The organism is Geobacillus sp. DSP4a, from assembly GCF_013096875.1.
GTDB classification, from domain to species: Bacteria; Bacillota; Bacilli; order Bacillales; family Anoxybacillaceae; genus Geobacillus; species Geobacillus thermophilus.
Genome location: NZ_SDLD01000016.1, coordinates 1 through 15839, shown reverse-complemented (window position 1 = coordinate 15839; position 15839 = coordinate 1). Strand labels below are relative to the sequence as shown.

Sequence of the window (15839 nt, the reverse complement as noted above, 5' to 3'; positions counted from 1 at the left end):
TTTTCTTATGATGTGGAAGGTACGGAGTGTGTGAACGATGCGAAAGGTCCATATTTCCCATGCGAAAAGCGGCGACGTGCTCGCTGTCGACTTGTTTGCCGCCAACGGCAGCGTCCTTTTGTCGCGCGGCGTACGGCTGACCAGCGGCTACATCCGTTCGTTGGCGCAAAAAGGGGTTCAATACATTTACATTGACGACAAACAAACCTATGACATCCGCCCGCGCCCGCTCATCAGCCCGACCGTGCGCCAACAGGCGGTGAAAAAAGTGTACGAGACGATGACGGCCTTGATTGAGCAAAAAAAACTGCTCAGCCGTGTGTCTTCCCTCGATTTAGGAAAAGAGTACGAAAAAGTGTTCAAAGACATTTTGGATTATTTGCTAAAACAAGAAGATTTGCTCATCAACTTGTCGGACTTGGTCATCTCCAACGGCTACTTTTTCCACCACTCGGTCAACGTGGCCACCATCGCCGGCGTCATCGGCATCGCCAAAGGCTACCGCCCCGATCAGCTGCTTGACCTCGGCATCGGCGCGCTGCTGTTTGACATCGGCATGACCCAGCTGCCTGACGGCCTTTGGCGAAAAAAAGGAGCCTTGACGGAAGAGGAAAAGGAAATCATCCGCCGCCATACGTATCTCGGCTTTGAACTGTTGCGGCGCCAGCGCAACAGCTCGCTCTTTTCCGCCCACTGCGCCTTGCAGCACCATGAGCGGTGCGACGGCAGCGGCTACCCGCGCGCCTTATCGGGCGATGACATTCACGAATACGCCCGCATCGTCGCCATCGCCGACGTTTTTGACGCCTTGACATCGGCGCGCTACCACCGAAGACAATACTCGCCGCACGAGGCAGCCGAATACCTATCCGCCGCCGGCGGCATTTTAGACTATGATCTGATCAAGCTGTTTCTCTCTCACATCGCCATCTACCCGGTCGCCACGACCGTTAAGCTCAACACCGGAGAAGTCGGCGTCGTCTCGCAAGTGTTTCCAGGCTTCCCGCTCCGCCCGATCGTCCGTGTCATCAAAAATCCAGCAGGCGAGGAGCTGAAAAGCCCGTATGAGATTGACTTGCGGAAAGAGATGAACATCACGATTGTCAAGGCCGTTTGACTCTTTTGCCGCTCACGGCAAAAACAGGCGAACGAATGCCGGTTTCATTCGCCCTGCCGCATAAAAGCGGGTGCCCTCGACCCATCAAGAGGACACCCGCTTTCGCTTGAATGGCTGCCAAAGCACCGCCGTTCGTTCTTCACTGCACAACATACCGCCGCAGACCGCTCTCCATCGCACTCTTCCACGCCTGAAACGCCGGCGACAACCGTCCGCAAACAATCCGCTCCTTTGCCGCTGCATCAGAAAACTGCCCGTCAAGTGCCGCGGCCGCGTCGAGCACATCGACAAACCGTTCAAGATGACGGACGAAATCGTTCTCCTCAGCGAACAGCTGCTCTAGATACACGTTCGTCTCGCCAATTTTCCCAAGCGCCAGCAACACATCCGAAAGCAGCACGTCCGCATGCATCCGCCGCGGGTCAGAAAAGCTCGCCGCCACATAGTCGAGCCCTTCTTCGACTGTCTCGAGCAACGCTGCGTATTGGCGGATGATGTCCAGCGCGTCACTCGTCAATTTTGCCATATCCATTCCACCTATCGCCGTTTATCGTAAAACATTCCATCGAACGAAAGCGGCTGCTCGTACGGATGAACGTAGCGAGCGTTCGCCTGCCGCTTCGCCCCTGCCATGCGCAAATCGTTTCGAATCTCATCACCCACGCGGTGAAGCCGCCTCTCAATTTCTTCATTCCAAGCGATGATCTCGCGGCCAAGCCGCTGCTCTTCCTCGCTGTACGGCGGACGCAGCTTCCAAAGGAGCTCCTGGCGCTCCCGAAGCAATCGATCAACCGTCCGAAGCCGCTCTTCCCGTTCCTCGGACGGCCACGGCAGCGCCGTCGCCTCCAGCAGCTCCTTCGTCACCCGCCATACATCATGCACCACGCCCATTACGCCTGCCCGCCTTCCGCGTATTGGCGCTGCCGATTGAGCTGAATCACTTGCTTCCACGTATCGCGAAACTCCGTGACATACCCTTCCACTTCATCCAAAATCGCCGCATCGTGTTTCACATTCGCCTCAACCAGGCGGCGGTAGATGTAGTCATACATCGTCATCATGGATTTCGCGACTTCATACTCCATCTTCAATGTCTTCATGAGTTCCAAAATGATGTTTTGCGCCTTAATCAAATTTTCATTGCGCGCCGCAATGTCCCCCTTCTCGATCGCCTGGCGCGCGAGCTTGATAAACTTCAAGCAGCCGTTATACAGCATCAATGTCAACTCCCCAGGCGACGCCGTCTGCACGGCGTTCGCTTGGTAGTGTTGATACGGATTGTTCGTTGCCATCCCGATCACTCCTCTTCCACGTCAAGTGCTGCACACGTTTCAAGACTGAAGCAAGAACGTTTTTTTCAGCCAAACCGCCCCTGTCAAGAGGCGTCGCGCCTTTTCAGTTGTCTCAGCCTAAAACCTCCATCATCAGGAAGCGGATCGCTTTCCGATGATGGCCAAGCGCCAACGGACGCCTGCATGCCACAGCCGCTGATCGTTATCTTTGCATGCCGCCAAAGGCATTCATCAAATACATGCTTTGTTGGTTGGCGCGCTGAATCGCCTCTTCCATCGCTGTGAATTGGCGGTAGTAGCGGTCTTCAATTTGTTTCAAGCGGTCTTGGAATCGATCAATTTGGTCATTGATTTGAATTAAATCGCGCCCGATCGCAAACTGCTGGTTCGTCCAAATCGTCTTCCCCGCCTTCTGCTCAATCTTTCCGATCGTCGCCTTGATCGTATCGCGCAGGCGGCGGGCGATGCCTTTCTCCGCATCGGTCGCACCGTCTTGGTTAAACAACTGATAGACGGCATCCGGATTTTCCTTGATTTTCTCCCGCAGCTTCGTTTCGTCAATGATCAACTTCCCGCCGTCTAGATAATTCGACGACGTCGTAATCCCGATTTGCGCCAGCTGCGAAAATCCGCTCGGGATGTTCGCCCCTTCCACTTTCGTGTACAAGTCCATCCGCATTTGGCTGAGGGCGCTCGACAAAATCGAATCGCCGCGAAGCATGCCGCTCCGCGCTTTTTCTTCCCACAGCTCCACTTGCTTTTCCGTCATCGCTTCCTTTTGCTCGTCGGTAAGCGGCGGATAGTCGCGGTAGCGCTCTTCTTTCAGCTCGGCGTTGATTTTGGCGATCACTTCATTGTATTTATCAACGAAGGCTTTGATTGAGTTAAAAATTGAGTCGGTATCGGTTGTAGTAGAGATAGTTACAGTTCCTGATGTTTTAGTATTTTTTAACGTATAAGTCATACCATTAATCGTAAATGTATTGGTCGTACGTTCGATTGGCAATCCGTTAATTGTAAACTTAGCATTTTGTCCATCTACTTTTCCTGTTAATTCGTTATTAGCTCGGGCTGACTCAAATCCAAGTGCATTAAGAAAACCGATTGTCCCAGGAGTACCATCGCTTGCCCCTTCAATTACTTTAATTGAAGCCCCTGCTCCTGTTTCATTTTTGGTTATGACCAGTTTTTGACTAAACTCATCGAAAAAGACGCTAACTCCTAATTTGCTGTTTTGATTCAATTTAGCAATAACGCTATTTAACGTATCAACTGTCGGATCAATGGAAATATCCACTGTCTCCGGCGTCGAACTTCCCGGTTTTACTACTTCAAATTTTAAAGAAAACGCCTCTGTAAATGTGATTTCTTGCGGATTCCCACTACTATCTTCCACCAGGAAAGTAACGTCTTTCAATTTATCGTTTGGATTAATTTTTCCAGACGCACTTGTGGTTTGAATAGGTTGCTCCGATATCCATCTCGCAGCAGTCGCCAATTGGGTGATATTCGACAGCTCAACCGTTTGATTTCCAGCAACATTGACTGCCGTTGCGGTGACAACACTCTCATCCGAACTTGTAACCGTTTTTTTCAAAAATGTACTCTGCCTAAATACTCCATCGAAAATAAGCGTATCTAGTTCTTGTAATAATTTGTTCATCTCCCGATAATCATCGCGCTGCCACTCTAAAATTTGCTTTTTCTGTTTCAACTTATCAAGCGGCATCCGTTCCACTTTCATTAAGTCCTTAACGATCTGGTCGATATCCATGCCGCTCGCCAAACCGCTAATGCGCAAATTCCCTGCCATCTGTCTTCACCACCGTTAAATTTTTCGATCCACCAACAATCCGACAAACTCCATCATCGCTGCATACGTATCCAGCAGCTTCTTCGGCGGAATTTCGCGGATCACCTCATGCGTCTTTTCATCGATCACTTGCACGTAGTACTCATTCAACTCCTTATGCAGCTCGAACCGGATCGATGTATGGCTTGGCTGCAACAACTCATTCAACCCATTGACCACATTCTCGAGCTCATCGTGCGAAAACAGCCGCGCAGGAGAAGAAGCCGACTCCTCTCCTTCTGACGGCCGCACCGCCGACAGCCCAGCATTCGTCTTCGCCTGGTCATTTCGCATCGGTTCATACGAAGGAAACGAAGAAGACAACCGTTCAATCGTCATACGACCCGCTCCTTTGGTTTGGACGCTTTCTATGATTTATATCGGATGAAACATGGGAAGTGTGAAGTGGGGAAAGGAGAGAAATGCGGTGGGTAACGGCGAAAGAGTCCTTCTTGGAAAAATTGATGTATAATAAAGGTATCGAAAAGCAAAGGAGATGAGTACATTGGGGTTGGAGCATTTAGAGCAGTTTTTGAAACAGAAGAAAGAAGAAAGGGAGCGAAAGCAACTCAATCGCGAGGAGTTAAAAAAGCAATGGCTACGTGAAATCGAATCGTTCTATAGGCAAATCGAACCATTCCTTACCCCATTGCAGGAAAAAGGGTTGCTGTCAGTGAAGCGGGAAAACATCAAAATACAAGAAGAACTTCTCGGGGAATACACGACAGAAAAATGGCAGCTCCATTTTCCCGACCAAATCGTCACGATCGAACCGGTCGGGAAGGAAGTAATCGGCGCAAACGGGAGAATTGATATGATCGGAAAAAACGAAACCGTGAAATTTCTGCTAGTCGATCAACAGGCGCTGTCACCGAACATCACCGTTTCTTTTCCCAACTTGCCGGCTGAGGCATTCAAGAAGAGGGGCCTTCTCCGTGACAAAGACGACATCGAATACGCCTGGAAAATCGCCACTCCCCCGCCAAACATCCGGTTTCTTGAGCTAAACGAAGATTCTTTTTCCGACGCTTTATTAGAGGTTCTTGTGCGTTGAGACGGACGGTTTTGTCGGGGGAAGGAAAATTTTGTTTTCACCAGTCTTGTAGATCTATGCGCGATAAACAACTGCACAATGCAATGCCAGCTTTCTCGCTTTAGCGGTTGATAACATCGTTTTACTAGGGGAATCATGAATTTCGGCATGATATGGATTTCGTCGCGACGGACAATAAACAAGATGAGCGCCGATATCCATACAAAAACCGGCTTCAACATAGACGACAGCCTTTACTTTTTCCACACCAAAACGGTCTTGAAACTTAGAAACGACCTCTTCCTCCGTGCGTCCACCGTCTCGGTCAACAGAAACCCCTCTCTTATCTTTGAACAAAGCAGATGATGGACGATTGTGCTCCTCATCCCATACAATGCTCGGAAAAACAGCCCTAAACAGCCTTTCTTCCCGTCCGATCTCTGGTTTCATAAAAGTCAACAATGATTCGATTTATCTCCCGCACATCGTATGGGATCGATTTTTCCATTTCACGTCCATCTGCATATGACACAAAAACATCAATTTTGTTTTCAAAAAGTTCAAACTCCAAGTAATCTCCATTTTCTTTTTCAAACTCAAGCTGAATGCTATCTCGTGCTGTGGGGAACAGCTTCGGCTGCTTAATGATCGTGTGAATCACACTGAAGACCTTCTCAATCAATTTATCGGAAAATGAATCCGCGCCATTTCCATTCCAATCGTTCCCCAGTTCTCTGATGGCTTGCAGTTTGGCTATGTTTTCTGCCTTTCGCACTTGGTCATAAATAAAGGGAGTCACCCGTCCAAAAGAATGCTCATTTCGCCATATCACCGTTTTCATCGGTGTTGCTGTTTCCTCAACATGGGGCAACCAAACATGTTCCTCTCCCACTGTTTCCCGAATCAATGGTTCCGAAACGGGGAAACGGGCACGGACAGCTTGGGTTTTCGGCAAACGAAAATACTCGTCGATTCCAGTAGATGAAGACTTCTCTGCGCGTAAAATCATCGCTGTGTCCCCTCGTTCCGAATTTGTTCCAACATCATAATATGCTCACCCAGCCACTCGTGAAAAAGTTTCGCGGTCTCCAAATTCATCACAACCCCAGTTGACACATAGCGGATAATATTTTCTTCATGGTCAGGGGGCCGTACATCCGTCTTTCTTGCTGGCTGTCCTGTTCCTTCAAACACGTATGTTTCCTCGTAAGGCAAGGGACGGCGTTCAAAATAAAAGTTCACAACAATCTCCCCCTGCGGAGAAATTCCGCCGTGCGCCCCATTGACGTAGACAGGATTATAGTCATCAGCAAACAAGTATTTAAAATGAACGACCTTTTCTTTGCCAGACATTATACAACCTCCACGCAACAGTCTTTATTTTCATTATGACATGACATACGTTTTGAAATAAGCAAGATATAACCTGAGGCTAAAATCCTTAACGATAGCTAAATCATGAAACTGTATTTTTATTTTCTCCATTTCTATAGAAATCTCCTGCCGTGATAACCAGTAAGACTCAGAAAGCTGTTTCCGCAAAATAAAAACGAGCATGAAAAGGCTGGTGAAAGACAATCATTTCCCCTAAACCGATGGTTCACGAGCACAAAGAAGAGCAATATGATAAGGGCATTCTCTTCCCCGAGCCCCAATAAAATATCGCTCCTCTACCTCAATTCGCTCGTTGCTGGTGTGAAAAATATACAACTCTTTTTCCGGAAACGTCCGATGTTGTTGCTTATAGCTGCTCCATGCCTCAGATACATGTTCATAACAGCCGACCACCGCCATGTCTTCAATCATGCGCTTACCATGTTGAGAGCAGGCGGAGACGGCTTCCACTAAAACAAATTGGTTCGGGTATGTTTGGCGGATTTCTGCCCACCTCATCGTTTTTCGCTCCTCGTTATTTTCGATAAAAGGAGAGCACTTTGTTTACCCCTTCAATAACCGTTCTGATATCATATTCACTCATTTTTGGAAAAAGAGGAATGGTTAACGCCGTTTCATACCATTTTTCCGCAACTGGACAAATTCCTTTTTTATACCCTAATTTTTGATAATAAGGGTGAAAATAAACCGGGATGTAGTGAACATGCACTCCAATATTTTCTGCCCGCAACGCTTCAAATATCTCTTTACGCCCAACCCGGAAATGCTCCAATTGCAACTGAAGCACATATAAATGCCAGCTAGAGTCAACATATGGAAGTTGATAAGGAATGCGTACACCAGGAACGTTAGAAAACGCCTCATTATATATCGCAGCAATTTCTCGCCGTTTCTGCACAAATGCATCAAGCTTTGTCAACTGGCTGAGCCCAAGCGCTGCTTGCAAATCCGTCATTCGGTAATTGTAGCCGAGATCCACCATCTCATAATACCAAGGCCCTTCATCATTGTTTACATTTTCTGTTATAATCCCATGCGTACGAAAGCGTTTTAATTTATGATAATACTCCTCATCGTCAGTGACAATAATCCCTCCCTCACCAGTCGTAATATGCTTGACAGGATGAAAGCTGAACATCGTCATATCGGCCAACGAGCCTACTTTCTTTCCTTTATAACACGAACCTAGAGAATGAGCTGCATCTTCGATGAAGACGAGACCATATTTTCTGGCGATTTCCCGAATTGGATCTAAATCGGCAGGCTGGCCTGTAAAATCAACGGCAATAATCGCCTTCGTGCGCGAAGTGATGGCCTTCTCAATCCGGCTTGGATCGATATTGTACGTTTTTTCGTCAATATCCACAAACACAGGTGTTCCGCCAACATACAGAACACAGTTGGCGCTGGCTGCGAAGGTAATCGGGGTCGTAATCACCTCATCTCCCCGAGAGATGCCAGCGGCAAAGCAAGCGCCATGTAAAGCGGCTGTTCCATTGGCAAATGCCACTGCGTATTTTGCGCCGGCGTATCGGGCGATCGCTTCTTCAAATTGCTGAATTTTCGGCCCTTGTGTAATAAAAGGGCTTCTTAATGTCTCCACCACCGCTTCAATATCATCCTCATCAATCCATTGCTGTCCGTAAGATAAAAAAGATTCACGCACAGGAGTCCCCCCATGGATGGCTAACTTCATGCTTCATTTCCTCCTTGACATCTCGACGAAGAAAAGCCACCCGACTACATCAGGCGGCTCGTTTTGATCCATTCTTCCGTCTTTTGAATCCCTTCTTCAAGAGACACTTTCGGTTCCCAGCCTAACAGCCGTTTGGCTTTCTCATAATTGCATAACAACTTCTGAATCTCACTCTGTGGATGAATATGGGGAACATGCTCAATCTGCTTTTCATCGCCCACAATGAGCTTAGCTAGATCATTAATCGAAATGTCTCTGCCTAATCCAGCGTTTAAGATTTCCCCATTCACCTTATCGGAGTAACCCGCCTGAACAACGAACTGCGCACAATCATCCACATACAATAAATCACGTGTTTGTGTACCATCGCCATAAATTTGCAATGGTTCACCCGTCAGTTTTTTCCGGATAAAGATGGCCACAACCCCACCTTCACCGTTTGTTTTTTGGTAAGGTCCGTAGGTGTTAAACGGCCGGACAACTACTACAGGCAGTTGATAGGCATAAAAATACGACAGCACCATATTTTCCGCCGCAATTTTCGCCCCAGCATACGGCGAAGCCGGCTTTGTCGGGTGAGTTTCGGCAATCCCTGTTTCATGATAGCAACGGTCATACACCATGCATGTGCTCATAAAAACCAATTTGGTTCGATGCTTCCGACATTGTTCAAGGAGATAAAACGTTCCAATCGTATCGTTGTAAAACGTTGTTCTTGGATCATCAATGGAATCTTGCACATTAATCGACGCCGCTAAATGGTAACAAAGATCATATGTATGTTCACGAAAAAGCTGTGCAAGCAAACGTTCGTCTTTGATATCCCCGACGATGAACTGCTTCAAATTCGGATGATGGCGAAACTCGGAAATATTTTCTTCCCGCCCATTCGAAAGGTCGTCAAGAATCCAGACATCATGCCCATCGTCAAGCAGCCGTTTCGCCACGGCGCGTCCAATAAACCCTGCACCGCCTGTTAATAGTATTCTCATCTCGATCACCTCTTACAATAATAAATCCCATGTCACCGGCGTTCCTTTTTTTACGTCACGTTTCACTGTTTTTCCAAGCAGCTGGTCGAAATATTTCGGCGGCAATCCATTGCCAGGACGAATCGCGCGGACGTTTTCCTTCGTCAACGTCTCGCCTGCCTTCATATCTCGCACAATGTATAACGATCGCCGATGTTTCAATGATGCTTTCTCCGCTTTCGTAGGGCCATATTGAACTCCACCGATGCTTTGCCATGCCCGTTCCGTTTCGATCACTAATGCGGCCATTTCATGCGGTTCCATTGAAAATGCTGCATCCACTCCTCCTTCTGCGCGCGAAAGGGTAAAATGTTTTTCAATGACAGTGGCTCCGAGCGCAACAGCGGCGACACTGACCCCAATGCCCATCGTATGGTCGGACAACCCTACTTGACATTGAAACAGCTCTCTCATATGCGGAATAGTGGCCAAATGTGAGTTCTCTGGCGTCGCGGGATATGTGCTTGTACATTTTAATAAAATCAGGTCGTGGCATCCCGATTCCCTTGCTGCTCTGACCGTTTCGTCCAACTCCGCCGCTGTTGCCATTCCTGTTGAAATGATCAATGGTTTCCCCGTCTCGGCAACCTTGCGGATTAAAGGCAAATCCGTGTTTTCAAACGAGGCGATTTTATAGGCTGGAACATTTAGTTCCTCTAAAAACTCAACGGCCGTTTCATCAAAAGGGGTGCTGAACGCAATAAGCCCTAATTCTTTACAGCGCTGAAAAATCGGCTCATGCCATTCCCAAGGCGTGTAAGCTTCCTGATAGAGCTTATAAAGCGAATTCCCCTGCCAAAGGTTATCGGGGTCATCAATAAAAAAATCTCCCTCGTCCATATCGAGCGTCATTGTATCCGCCGTATACGTCTGCAATTTCACCGCATCGACGCCTGCCCGCGCTGCTGCTTCCACGATGGCTAACGCTCTCTCCAACGATTGATTATGGTTACCGGACATTTCCGCAATAATAAACGGTTTATGATTCGGCCCAATAAGACGATGGCCAATTTGAATGTCTTTGATCAATGGATCATCCCTCCAATAGCGCCTCCACGACCGGATGTACGATATATTCTTTTGTACTCCCTACCAATTCGAGCGCTTTGCGGCTCATGTGCTTCAGTTGTTCCCGTGAAGCAATCGCTCTATATACTATATCGGCATAATCAGCCGATTTTACATCTGCATGCCAACCTATATTCCAAACGGCTCCGTACGCGGCGGCGTCTTCCGTCGATCGCCTTTGGTTTTCCGCAACGATCGTCACCGCGGAAGGCAGGCCGAGAAAACAGCGTTCCCACATCGACGCGCCACCAGCCCCAAGTGAAAAATCCGCCTTTGCCATCAGCTTGGCAAGGTAATCAATTTGACAATGGTAACGAAATCCCATTTCACGACAGAATTGTTCCACGCGAAAACGATTCAAATTGGCTTTCCCTACCACAACGTCAACTTCCACATCAAGAACATCCAACTCCTTGAAAGCATGCAGCGCTTTCTCTGTTTCATTCGTCGGATCGCTGCCGCCAAAAAACAGGAGTACCCGTTGCACTTGGCCACTACGAAGGCTTACGAATTTTTTGGCCTCATAAAATTCCGGCCGCAACAACATATATTGAGGGCCTAACAATAGACGGCAGCCTAGCGGCACAAGTCCATTATACCGTTGCTGCGCATGTTGGTAATAGTTTTGATCCAACAAAACATCGCATTCATGAGGACGGTTCGCTAAATCATCAATCACCATCACATGGCTGACATAGGCTTTCACTTTTTCTTCCCAGCGGCGATCAAGCTCATAATGGTCGACAATGAACCAATCTACCGACTGAAGGAATCGTCGAACCACATCAATCGTCCATTGTGCGTCCACTTCTTGTGACACAGGTCCATCATAAACAAGACGGAACACGGGAAACCCTCTGCTTTCCACCTCATCGCACAAATCCCCTGGGCCTACCCTCATCGCAAAATAAACGGCACAACCGACTTCTTTCAGCATCCTCGCCAATGCCAAACAGCGCATCACATGGCCGGTGCCGATCGCAAACGATGAGTCAACACGGAATAAAATATTCATGATCCCATTCGCCTCTACCCATTCAAGTCATAAATGCTTGTGATACATAACCGTTTCAATGATTTTTTCCGCTCTTGCCAGCCAAGTATGCTTTTCCATGACTTTCTTTCTTCCATTCTCAGCAATCTTCTGCAACGTTGCGTTATCATCTAAAAATGACTGTATCCTAGCATGAGGATATGGAGTAAAAGAGTACAAAAGAAGATCTTCTCCGTCCTTAAATTCACGTTCCAAAAATAAAACTTGCAGCGAGATCTTGAATAAAATATCGAAGCACACCATACTGACTTTGCCCATTATAAAAGATAATCGTTTTATTTTGATGACCCATCGCTTCTCCTCCCCGAGTACACATGTTACACCACCGGTTTTTGCTGAACGTGGGCGTTGAGTTTGGCCACATCGGGATGAGCCAGTAAAAACTGAACGACCTCGCTCGAACGAACGAATCGATCCCCTCTGAAATGGTTCGCAATGGCCGCGCATAATTGATAGTCTTCTTCGGTATCCAATGTGATGCGCAACTGCGGTTGGCAAATGGCTTTCGGCGCTTGAACATAGGTGCGTCGGAATTCACTTGGAAATTCATAGGCATAGTATGTCACATGCTCGCGATGACGCGGTTCTTTGCCATGATGGTATATGTATTCGAGCGCCGAAAACGACACCATTTCAACCACTAGGCCGCGCGGCAACTCTCCCTCCACGATGACAATATCCGATGGTTCTGCTTTCATAGCTCCCACAATTTGGTCTGCCAATTCATAATCAACAAACGGACAATCCGCCGTCACACGAATCACATAGTCAGGCTGATAAGGTTTTGCACATTCATAATAGCGCGCAAGCACATCATCCTCCGATCCGCGAAAGCACGGAACGTGATGCTGTTTGCACCACGACTCAATCGCATCATCCTGCGGCAGAGTAGACGTGGCGACAATCACATCATCCATTTCCTTTACTTGTTGGCATCGTGAAACAACATAGTCCAACACAACCGTATCCCCAAGCGGCATGAGCACTTTTCCCGGCAGCCGCGATGATCCCATGCGGGCTTGGATGATGATGAGTGTTTTCAACTGAATCCCCCTTTACAAATCGATTACGAAATCGGCGGGATACCGAATTTGTTTCTTTTCATTCGTTGAACGGATAAATGGATAATCGTTCAAGTTCACCCCTTGGGACTCAAGGAAAAACCAATAAAAACTATCCAAACCAGCTTCGATGCTTAACGTCGAAGCCCCACCGAAGCGGGGGTTGCACTCGATGAGATGAAACTGCCCCTCACGATCAATGATCACCTGCATCACTGCATGCCCGTATAACCCTAAATAGGAGGCGACAGCGGTACACATGCCCTCTAATTTTTCATTTCTGATCGTTGTAGTGATTTGCGACTCCCCATTGACCACGTAATCCCTTTTTCGCGCTACTGCTCCTTTCGTTCGCCCCATCCGCGTCATGTAGAGATCAATGCTGATCTCTGTCCCAGCGATAAAAGGTTGAAAAACAGGGGCCTCCAGCTTCTTGGCATGCCGATTTGCTTCCTCTTTCGTTAAACAAAGCCCTATGTTTCTCGCCCCCGCTCCGTAACGCTCCTTCACAACATAATCACCATCGTTCAGCTCTTCCAACGAAAGTGCTGTCGGAATGACAGGAAACCCTTGAGCAGAGAGCAGTTCATAAAACCGCAACTTGTCAAGACAAATCTCAATCGCGTTCCGTTCAGACACCATGACAAATATACCGTTCTCTTCGAATACTTGACGATAGGCAGAAAAGAACGGAAGCTCGCCATCTCTTGTCGGTATAATGAAGCGGATGCGCTTTTGGCGGCAAATCGAAATGAATTCTTCAACGGCTAGATCGTCTAACGAGGGCATCTCCCAAAATTCATCAATAAAATAGCGTCCAATGCAATTCCCGTTGCGATCAGCGCCAATGAGAGCCCCCGTCATCCCTGCTTTTCGCATCGCCCGCCGGACAGCACTGAGCAATGGGACTTTTTTCGAAATGCTTGTCACCAAGACGTTGATACGAACCACCTCTTTCACCAAACGCGGAAAAAGCCCCCTCCACCTACAAACGCCTGTCAATCAATTCGGTCAACGAATGAATCGTCATGTCCGCTTCGTATTCGTCCCCCAACATCGTTCGCATATGATCGCCGACATCTCGAATGATCCGCACCGTGCCCATCCCAAGCCTTTTCGCGGCAATAAAGTCTTTATTTGGGTTATCGCCGATGTATACGCAATCGCGAAAATCCAATCCCAAATCCTCCACCATCTTTCGATACGGCGTCTCGCTCGGCTTCCAATGTTCCCTTCCCAAATCGCCGGTGACGATGATGGCATCTACGACATGCTCGAGTTCAAGCGCTTTGATTTTCGACCATTGCATCGTCGAATCCCCATCCGTGATGATGCCGAGCTTTTTTCCTGTCTGTCTCAAATGAGCCAGGACTTCCTTCGCATCATCATATAGCGAAATATCGGGCCGATGACTGCGATAAAGATGGACGAGGCGGGCAATATCGGCGTCAATACCTAGCTGCTTGCATACGTCATCAAACACCCGCCCGCGCCCATTTCGCCGCCATTCATCGATCAGCATTTGATGAATGCCGTCTATCCCTATGTCTGGACGCTGCTTCGCCAGCTCATTCGCCACCGTCCAAAATCCCGATCTGACGTAATCGTGTTCACAATACAGCGTGTCGTCGAGGTCGAAGATGTATCCTTTGTAGCTCATTAGTTACTCCAACGCTTGTGATAGTCTTGGAACACTTCCGAAGCCCGTAGAAAAGATTTTATTGCTGATTATAAGAGATTAATTTAGAACGTAATTTTCTCCATGTAAACTTCAGCGATTTCCAAGTATAAGGCGGATTCGTCTGAAGATTATAACTAGCATCTAAATAATTAGGGTAAAGTTCTAAAGCTCTTAGCAGCAAGTTCCTACCTTCCTCTACTTTTCCTCTGATTAACTTCACAGCTCCTAAATTATTTAAAGATGCCCCATCACACTGGTTAACGTTAAGTATCTCTGCAAATCTTTTCTCAGCCTCTATAGCGCTCTCGGTCTTCAGAAAATAAATCCCCTCTAAGAATAAGACCTGCTCATCATTACGGTCATCATCTTTTAACTCTTGTATAATTGTATAGCCTTCCTCCCATTTGTCTAAACGAAAAAGAATGGAAACATAATCACACATATTCTGCGTGGGAGAAAGTTGCGTCCTTCTAAAGATCGCTTCTTTTATCTTCTCTAATGAATAAGACAGTAGCACTTTTTTTTCATACTCATGCATGGTAGACATACTCGCAGATAAATTATGAGAATGTCTTCGAATATCAACTAAATGTTTATTGATATGGGCGATTCCGCTATGTTCACTCATTCGCAACCATAAATCCCAATCTTCTGCATAACGATATTCAGTATTGAATCCACCTACTTTTCGAAACAACTCCCGATTCACTAAAATACCACTTGTCGCGATTGTATTCCTTAATAGCAGAAATCCCAAAGCTTCCTCTTTTCTATATGGACGACCGTAGTTTAACTCATCTATCACATTCCCATGTTCATCAATATGACGATAGTTGGGATGAGCAAGAAAATACTCTGGCTGATCACATGTTCGATTCAAACGCTCCAAATGTGCTTGAAGCTCTTCAATTAATAGCGGATGAGCTATATCATCAGAATCCATAAATAGGATCCAATCACTGTCTGCATGCTCAACCCCAATATTTCGTGCGTACGAAGGGCCTGAATTTTGTTTTAATTGAATCAACTCTATATTTTTGTTTTCCCGCATCATTCCATTAATGACTTCTAACGTGCCATCTTGACTGCCATCATCTACAATAACGATTTTATGGAGTGGTTTTGTCTGATTTAAAAGGCTGGCAACGGTCTGTTCAATATGTAACTCTGAGTTAAAGGACGGAACAACTGCGCAGATAGTGGTCATAATTTATCACCTCATACAGAAATTTCCCTACAAAAGTACCCAACCTTGCTCCTCATTATTTAACTCACATTTCGCACCCTCCCAACGAAAATCGGGAGGATTTTTTGTGTCCATCGTCGAATGAATCCTTGACATACAAGGAAGGTGAAGGAGTTTTTCTCTCATGAACGTTCAAGTCAAAAAGGTCTATCGCAATCATTATTTGAATATAATAAGTGCCCTATTTGTAAATTATCATTTTATTTCAGCACAAAACGCCCATTTTTTTGCACATTCTTTCAGAAAGCCCTCTCCCCTTTTCTGAAGGAATGTGCTAAATTTTTTGTGAATTGTTTCGGACAAAGATTTCCTT

The 15839-nt window shown here is 47.0% G+C and carries 20 protein-coding genes; 2 read left to right on the top strand and 18 right to left on the bottom strand.

Annotated features, from left to right (window positions below; translation table 11 throughout):
- Positions 1–37 precede the first annotated feature (37 nt).
- Positions 38–1117, top strand: a complete 1080-nt coding sequence (locus ETC02_RS07420) for an HD-GYP domain-containing protein (protein WP_171698161.1) — start codon at positions 38–40, stop codon at positions 1115–1117.
- A 139-nt stretch (positions 1118–1256) separates the two neighbouring features.
- On the opposite strand, the gene ETC02_RS07415 is transcribed toward ETC02_RS07420, so the two are convergent.
- From ETC02_RS07415 to flaG, 5 genes are all read right to left on the bottom strand, one after another.
- On the bottom strand, positions 1257–1643 hold the full coding sequence (locus ETC02_RS07415) for a DUF8042 domain-containing protein (RefSeq protein WP_050367806.1): 387 nt from the start codon (positions 1641–1643) through the stop codon (positions 1257–1259).
- 11 nt (positions 1644–1654) lie between these two features.
- The gene (fliT, locus tag ETC02_RS07410) at positions 1655–2008 is read right to left on the bottom strand and encodes a flagellar protein FliT (protein ID WP_050367807.1); all 354 of its coding nucleotides are present in this window, start codon (positions 2006–2008) and stop codon (positions 1655–1657) included.
- Positions 2008–2409 (bottom strand): flagellar export chaperone FliS, encoded by a 402-nt coding sequence (gene fliS / locus ETC02_RS07405; RefSeq protein ID WP_050367808.1) that lies wholly within the window; start codon positions 2407–2409, stop codon positions 2008–2010. The genes fliT and fliS overlap by 1 nt, the downstream gene beginning before the upstream one ends.
- A gap of 202 nt (positions 2410–2611) precedes the next feature.
- Positions 2612–4222: a flagellar hook-associated protein 2 gene (locus ETC02_RS07400; protein WP_171698160.1), complete on the bottom strand. Its 1611-nt coding sequence runs from the start codon at positions 4220–4222 to the stop codon at positions 2612–2614.
- 15 nt (positions 4223–4237) lie between these two features.
- Entirely contained in the window at positions 4238–4600 is a 363-nt protein-coding gene (gene flaG / locus ETC02_RS07395) for a flagellar protein FlaG (RefSeq protein WP_171698159.1), read from the bottom strand.
- A 166-nt stretch (positions 4601–4766) separates the two neighbouring features.
- On the opposite strand from flaG, the gene ETC02_RS07390 reads away from it, so the two are divergent.
- Positions 4767–5315, top strand: coding sequence for a hypothetical protein (locus ETC02_RS07390; RefSeq protein WP_171698157.1), 549 nt, complete (start codon positions 4767–4769; stop codon positions 5313–5315).
- A 54-nt stretch (positions 5316–5369) separates the two neighbouring features.
- Here the strand turns inward: ETC02_RS07390 and ETC02_RS07385 are convergent, their stop codons facing one another.
- The 13 genes from ETC02_RS07385 to ETC02_RS07325 form a co-directional block, all read right to left on the bottom strand.
- On the bottom strand, positions 5370–5744 hold the full coding sequence (locus ETC02_RS07385) for a hypothetical protein (protein WP_171698158.1): 375 nt from the start codon (positions 5742–5744) through the stop codon (positions 5370–5372).
- The gene (locus ETC02_RS07380) at positions 5707–6303 is read right to left on the bottom strand and encodes a hypothetical protein (RefSeq protein WP_062898942.1); all 597 of its coding nucleotides are present in this window, start codon (positions 6301–6303) and stop codon (positions 5707–5709) included. Before ETC02_RS07380 ends, ETC02_RS07385 begins: the two co-directional genes overlap by 38 nt.
- Positions 6300–6647 carry a hypothetical protein gene (locus ETC02_RS07375; protein WP_062898943.1) on the bottom strand — a complete coding sequence of 116 codons (348 nt, stop codon included), beginning with the start codon at positions 6645–6647 and terminating at the stop codon, positions 6300–6302. Before ETC02_RS07375 ends, ETC02_RS07380 begins: the two co-directional genes overlap by 4 nt.
- A gap of 234 nt (positions 6648–6881) precedes the next feature.
- Positions 6882–7187 (bottom strand): hypothetical protein, encoded by a 306-nt coding sequence (locus ETC02_RS07370; RefSeq protein WP_062898945.1) that lies wholly within the window; start codon positions 7185–7187, stop codon positions 6882–6884.
- A 16-nt stretch (positions 7188–7203) separates the two neighbouring features.
- Entirely contained in the window at positions 7204–8385 is a 1182-nt protein-coding gene (gene pseC / locus ETC02_RS07365; RefSeq protein WP_062898946.1) for a UDP-4-amino-4,6-dideoxy-N-acetyl-beta-L-altrosamine transaminase, read from the bottom strand.
- Between the two features lie 44 nt (positions 8386–8429).
- On the bottom strand, positions 8430–9377 hold the full coding sequence (locus ETC02_RS07360; protein ID WP_062898947.1) for a GDP-mannose 4,6-dehydratase: 948 nt from the start codon (positions 9375–9377) through the stop codon (positions 8430–8432).
- Between the two features lie 12 nt (positions 9378–9389).
- The gene (pseI, locus tag ETC02_RS07355) at positions 9390–10445 is read right to left on the bottom strand and encodes a pseudaminic acid synthase (protein ID WP_062898948.1); all 1056 of its coding nucleotides are present in this window, start codon (positions 10443–10445) and stop codon (positions 9390–9392) included.
- Between the two features lie 4 nt (positions 10446–10449).
- Positions 10450–11499: a UDP-2,4-diacetamido-2,4,6-trideoxy-beta-L-altropyranose hydrolase gene (gene pseG, locus ETC02_RS07350; RefSeq protein ID WP_062898949.1), complete on the bottom strand. Its 1050-nt coding sequence runs from the start codon at positions 11497–11499 to the stop codon at positions 10450–10452.
- Positions 11500–11526: 27 nt separating this feature from the next.
- Positions 11527–11733: a glycosyltransferase gene (locus ETC02_RS07345; protein ID WP_253264104.1), complete on the bottom strand. Its 207-nt coding sequence runs from the start codon at positions 11731–11733 to the stop codon at positions 11527–11529.
- 122 nt (positions 11734–11855) lie between these two features.
- Positions 11856–12581 carry a cytidylyltransferase domain-containing protein gene (locus ETC02_RS07340; protein ID WP_062898951.1) on the bottom strand — a complete coding sequence of 242 codons (726 nt, stop codon included), beginning with the start codon at positions 12579–12581 and terminating at the stop codon, positions 11856–11858.
- A gap of 12 nt (positions 12582–12593) precedes the next feature.
- Complete coding sequence (locus ETC02_RS07335; protein WP_062898952.1) at positions 12594–13562, bottom strand: ATP-grasp domain-containing protein; 969 nt, start codon at positions 13560–13562, stop codon at positions 12594–12596.
- A gap of 22 nt (positions 13563–13584) precedes the next feature.
- Positions 13585–14259: an HAD family hydrolase gene (locus ETC02_RS07330; RefSeq protein ID WP_062898953.1), complete on the bottom strand. Its 675-nt coding sequence runs from the start codon at positions 14257–14259 to the stop codon at positions 13585–13587.
- A 58-nt stretch (positions 14260–14317) separates the two neighbouring features.
- Entirely contained in the window at positions 14318–15487 is a 1170-nt protein-coding gene (locus tag ETC02_RS07325) for a glycosyltransferase (protein WP_062898954.1), read from the bottom strand.
- Between the last annotated feature and the right edge of the window lie 352 nt (positions 15488–15839).

Coding starts and splice junctions, on each gene's coding strand:
- pseG (WP_062898949.1), bottom strand. CDS start 11,499: ATGAATATTTTATTCCGTGTTGACTCATCGTTTGCGATCGGCACCGGC.
- fliT (WP_050367807.1), bottom strand. CDS start 2,008: ATGGGCGTGGTGCATGATGTATGGCGGGTGACGAAGGAGCTGCTGGAG.
- ETC02_RS07330 (WP_062898953.1), bottom strand. CDS start 14,259: ATGAGCTACAAAGGATACATCTTCGACCTCGACGACACGCTGTATTGT.
- flaG (WP_171698159.1), bottom strand. CDS start 4,600: ATGACGATTGAACGGTTGTCTTCTTCGTTTCCTTCGTATGAACCGATG.
- ETC02_RS07380 (WP_062898942.1), bottom strand. CDS start 6,303: ATGATTTTACGCGCAGAGAAGTCTTCATCTACTGGAATCGACGAGTAT.
- ETC02_RS07420 (WP_171698161.1), top strand. CDS start 38: ATGCGAAAGGTCCATATTTCCCATGCGAAAAGCGGCGACGTGCTCGCT.
- ETC02_RS07375 (WP_062898943.1), bottom strand. CDS start 6,647: ATGTCTGGCAAAGAAAAGGTCGTTCATTTTAAATACTTGTTTGCTGAT.
- ETC02_RS07360 (WP_062898947.1), bottom strand. CDS start 9,377: ATGAGAATACTATTAACAGGCGGTGCAGGGTTTATTGGACGCGCCGTG.
- ETC02_RS07385 (WP_171698158.1), bottom strand. CDS start 5,744: ATGAAACCAGAGATCGGACGGGAAGAAAGGCTGTTTAGGGCTGTTTTT.
- pseC (WP_062898946.1), bottom strand. CDS start 8,385: ATGAAGTTAGCCATCCATGGGGGGACTCCTGTGCGTGAATCTTTTTTA.
- ETC02_RS07325 (WP_062898954.1), bottom strand. CDS start 15,487: ATGACCACTATCTGCGCAGTTGTTCCGTCCTTTAACTCAGAGTTACAT.
- ETC02_RS07415 (WP_050367806.1), bottom strand. CDS start 1,643: ATGGCAAAATTGACGAGTGACGCGCTGGACATCATCCGCCAATACGCA.
- fliS (WP_050367808.1), bottom strand. CDS start 2,409: ATGGCAACGAACAATCCGTATCAACACTACCAAGCGAACGCCGTGCAG.
- ETC02_RS07400 (WP_171698160.1), bottom strand. CDS start 4,222: ATGGCAGGGAATTTGCGCATTAGCGGTTTGGCGAGCGGCATGGATATC.
- ETC02_RS07370 (WP_062898945.1), bottom strand. CDS start 7,187: ATGAGGTGGGCAGAAATCCGCCAAACATACCCGAACCAATTTGTTTTA.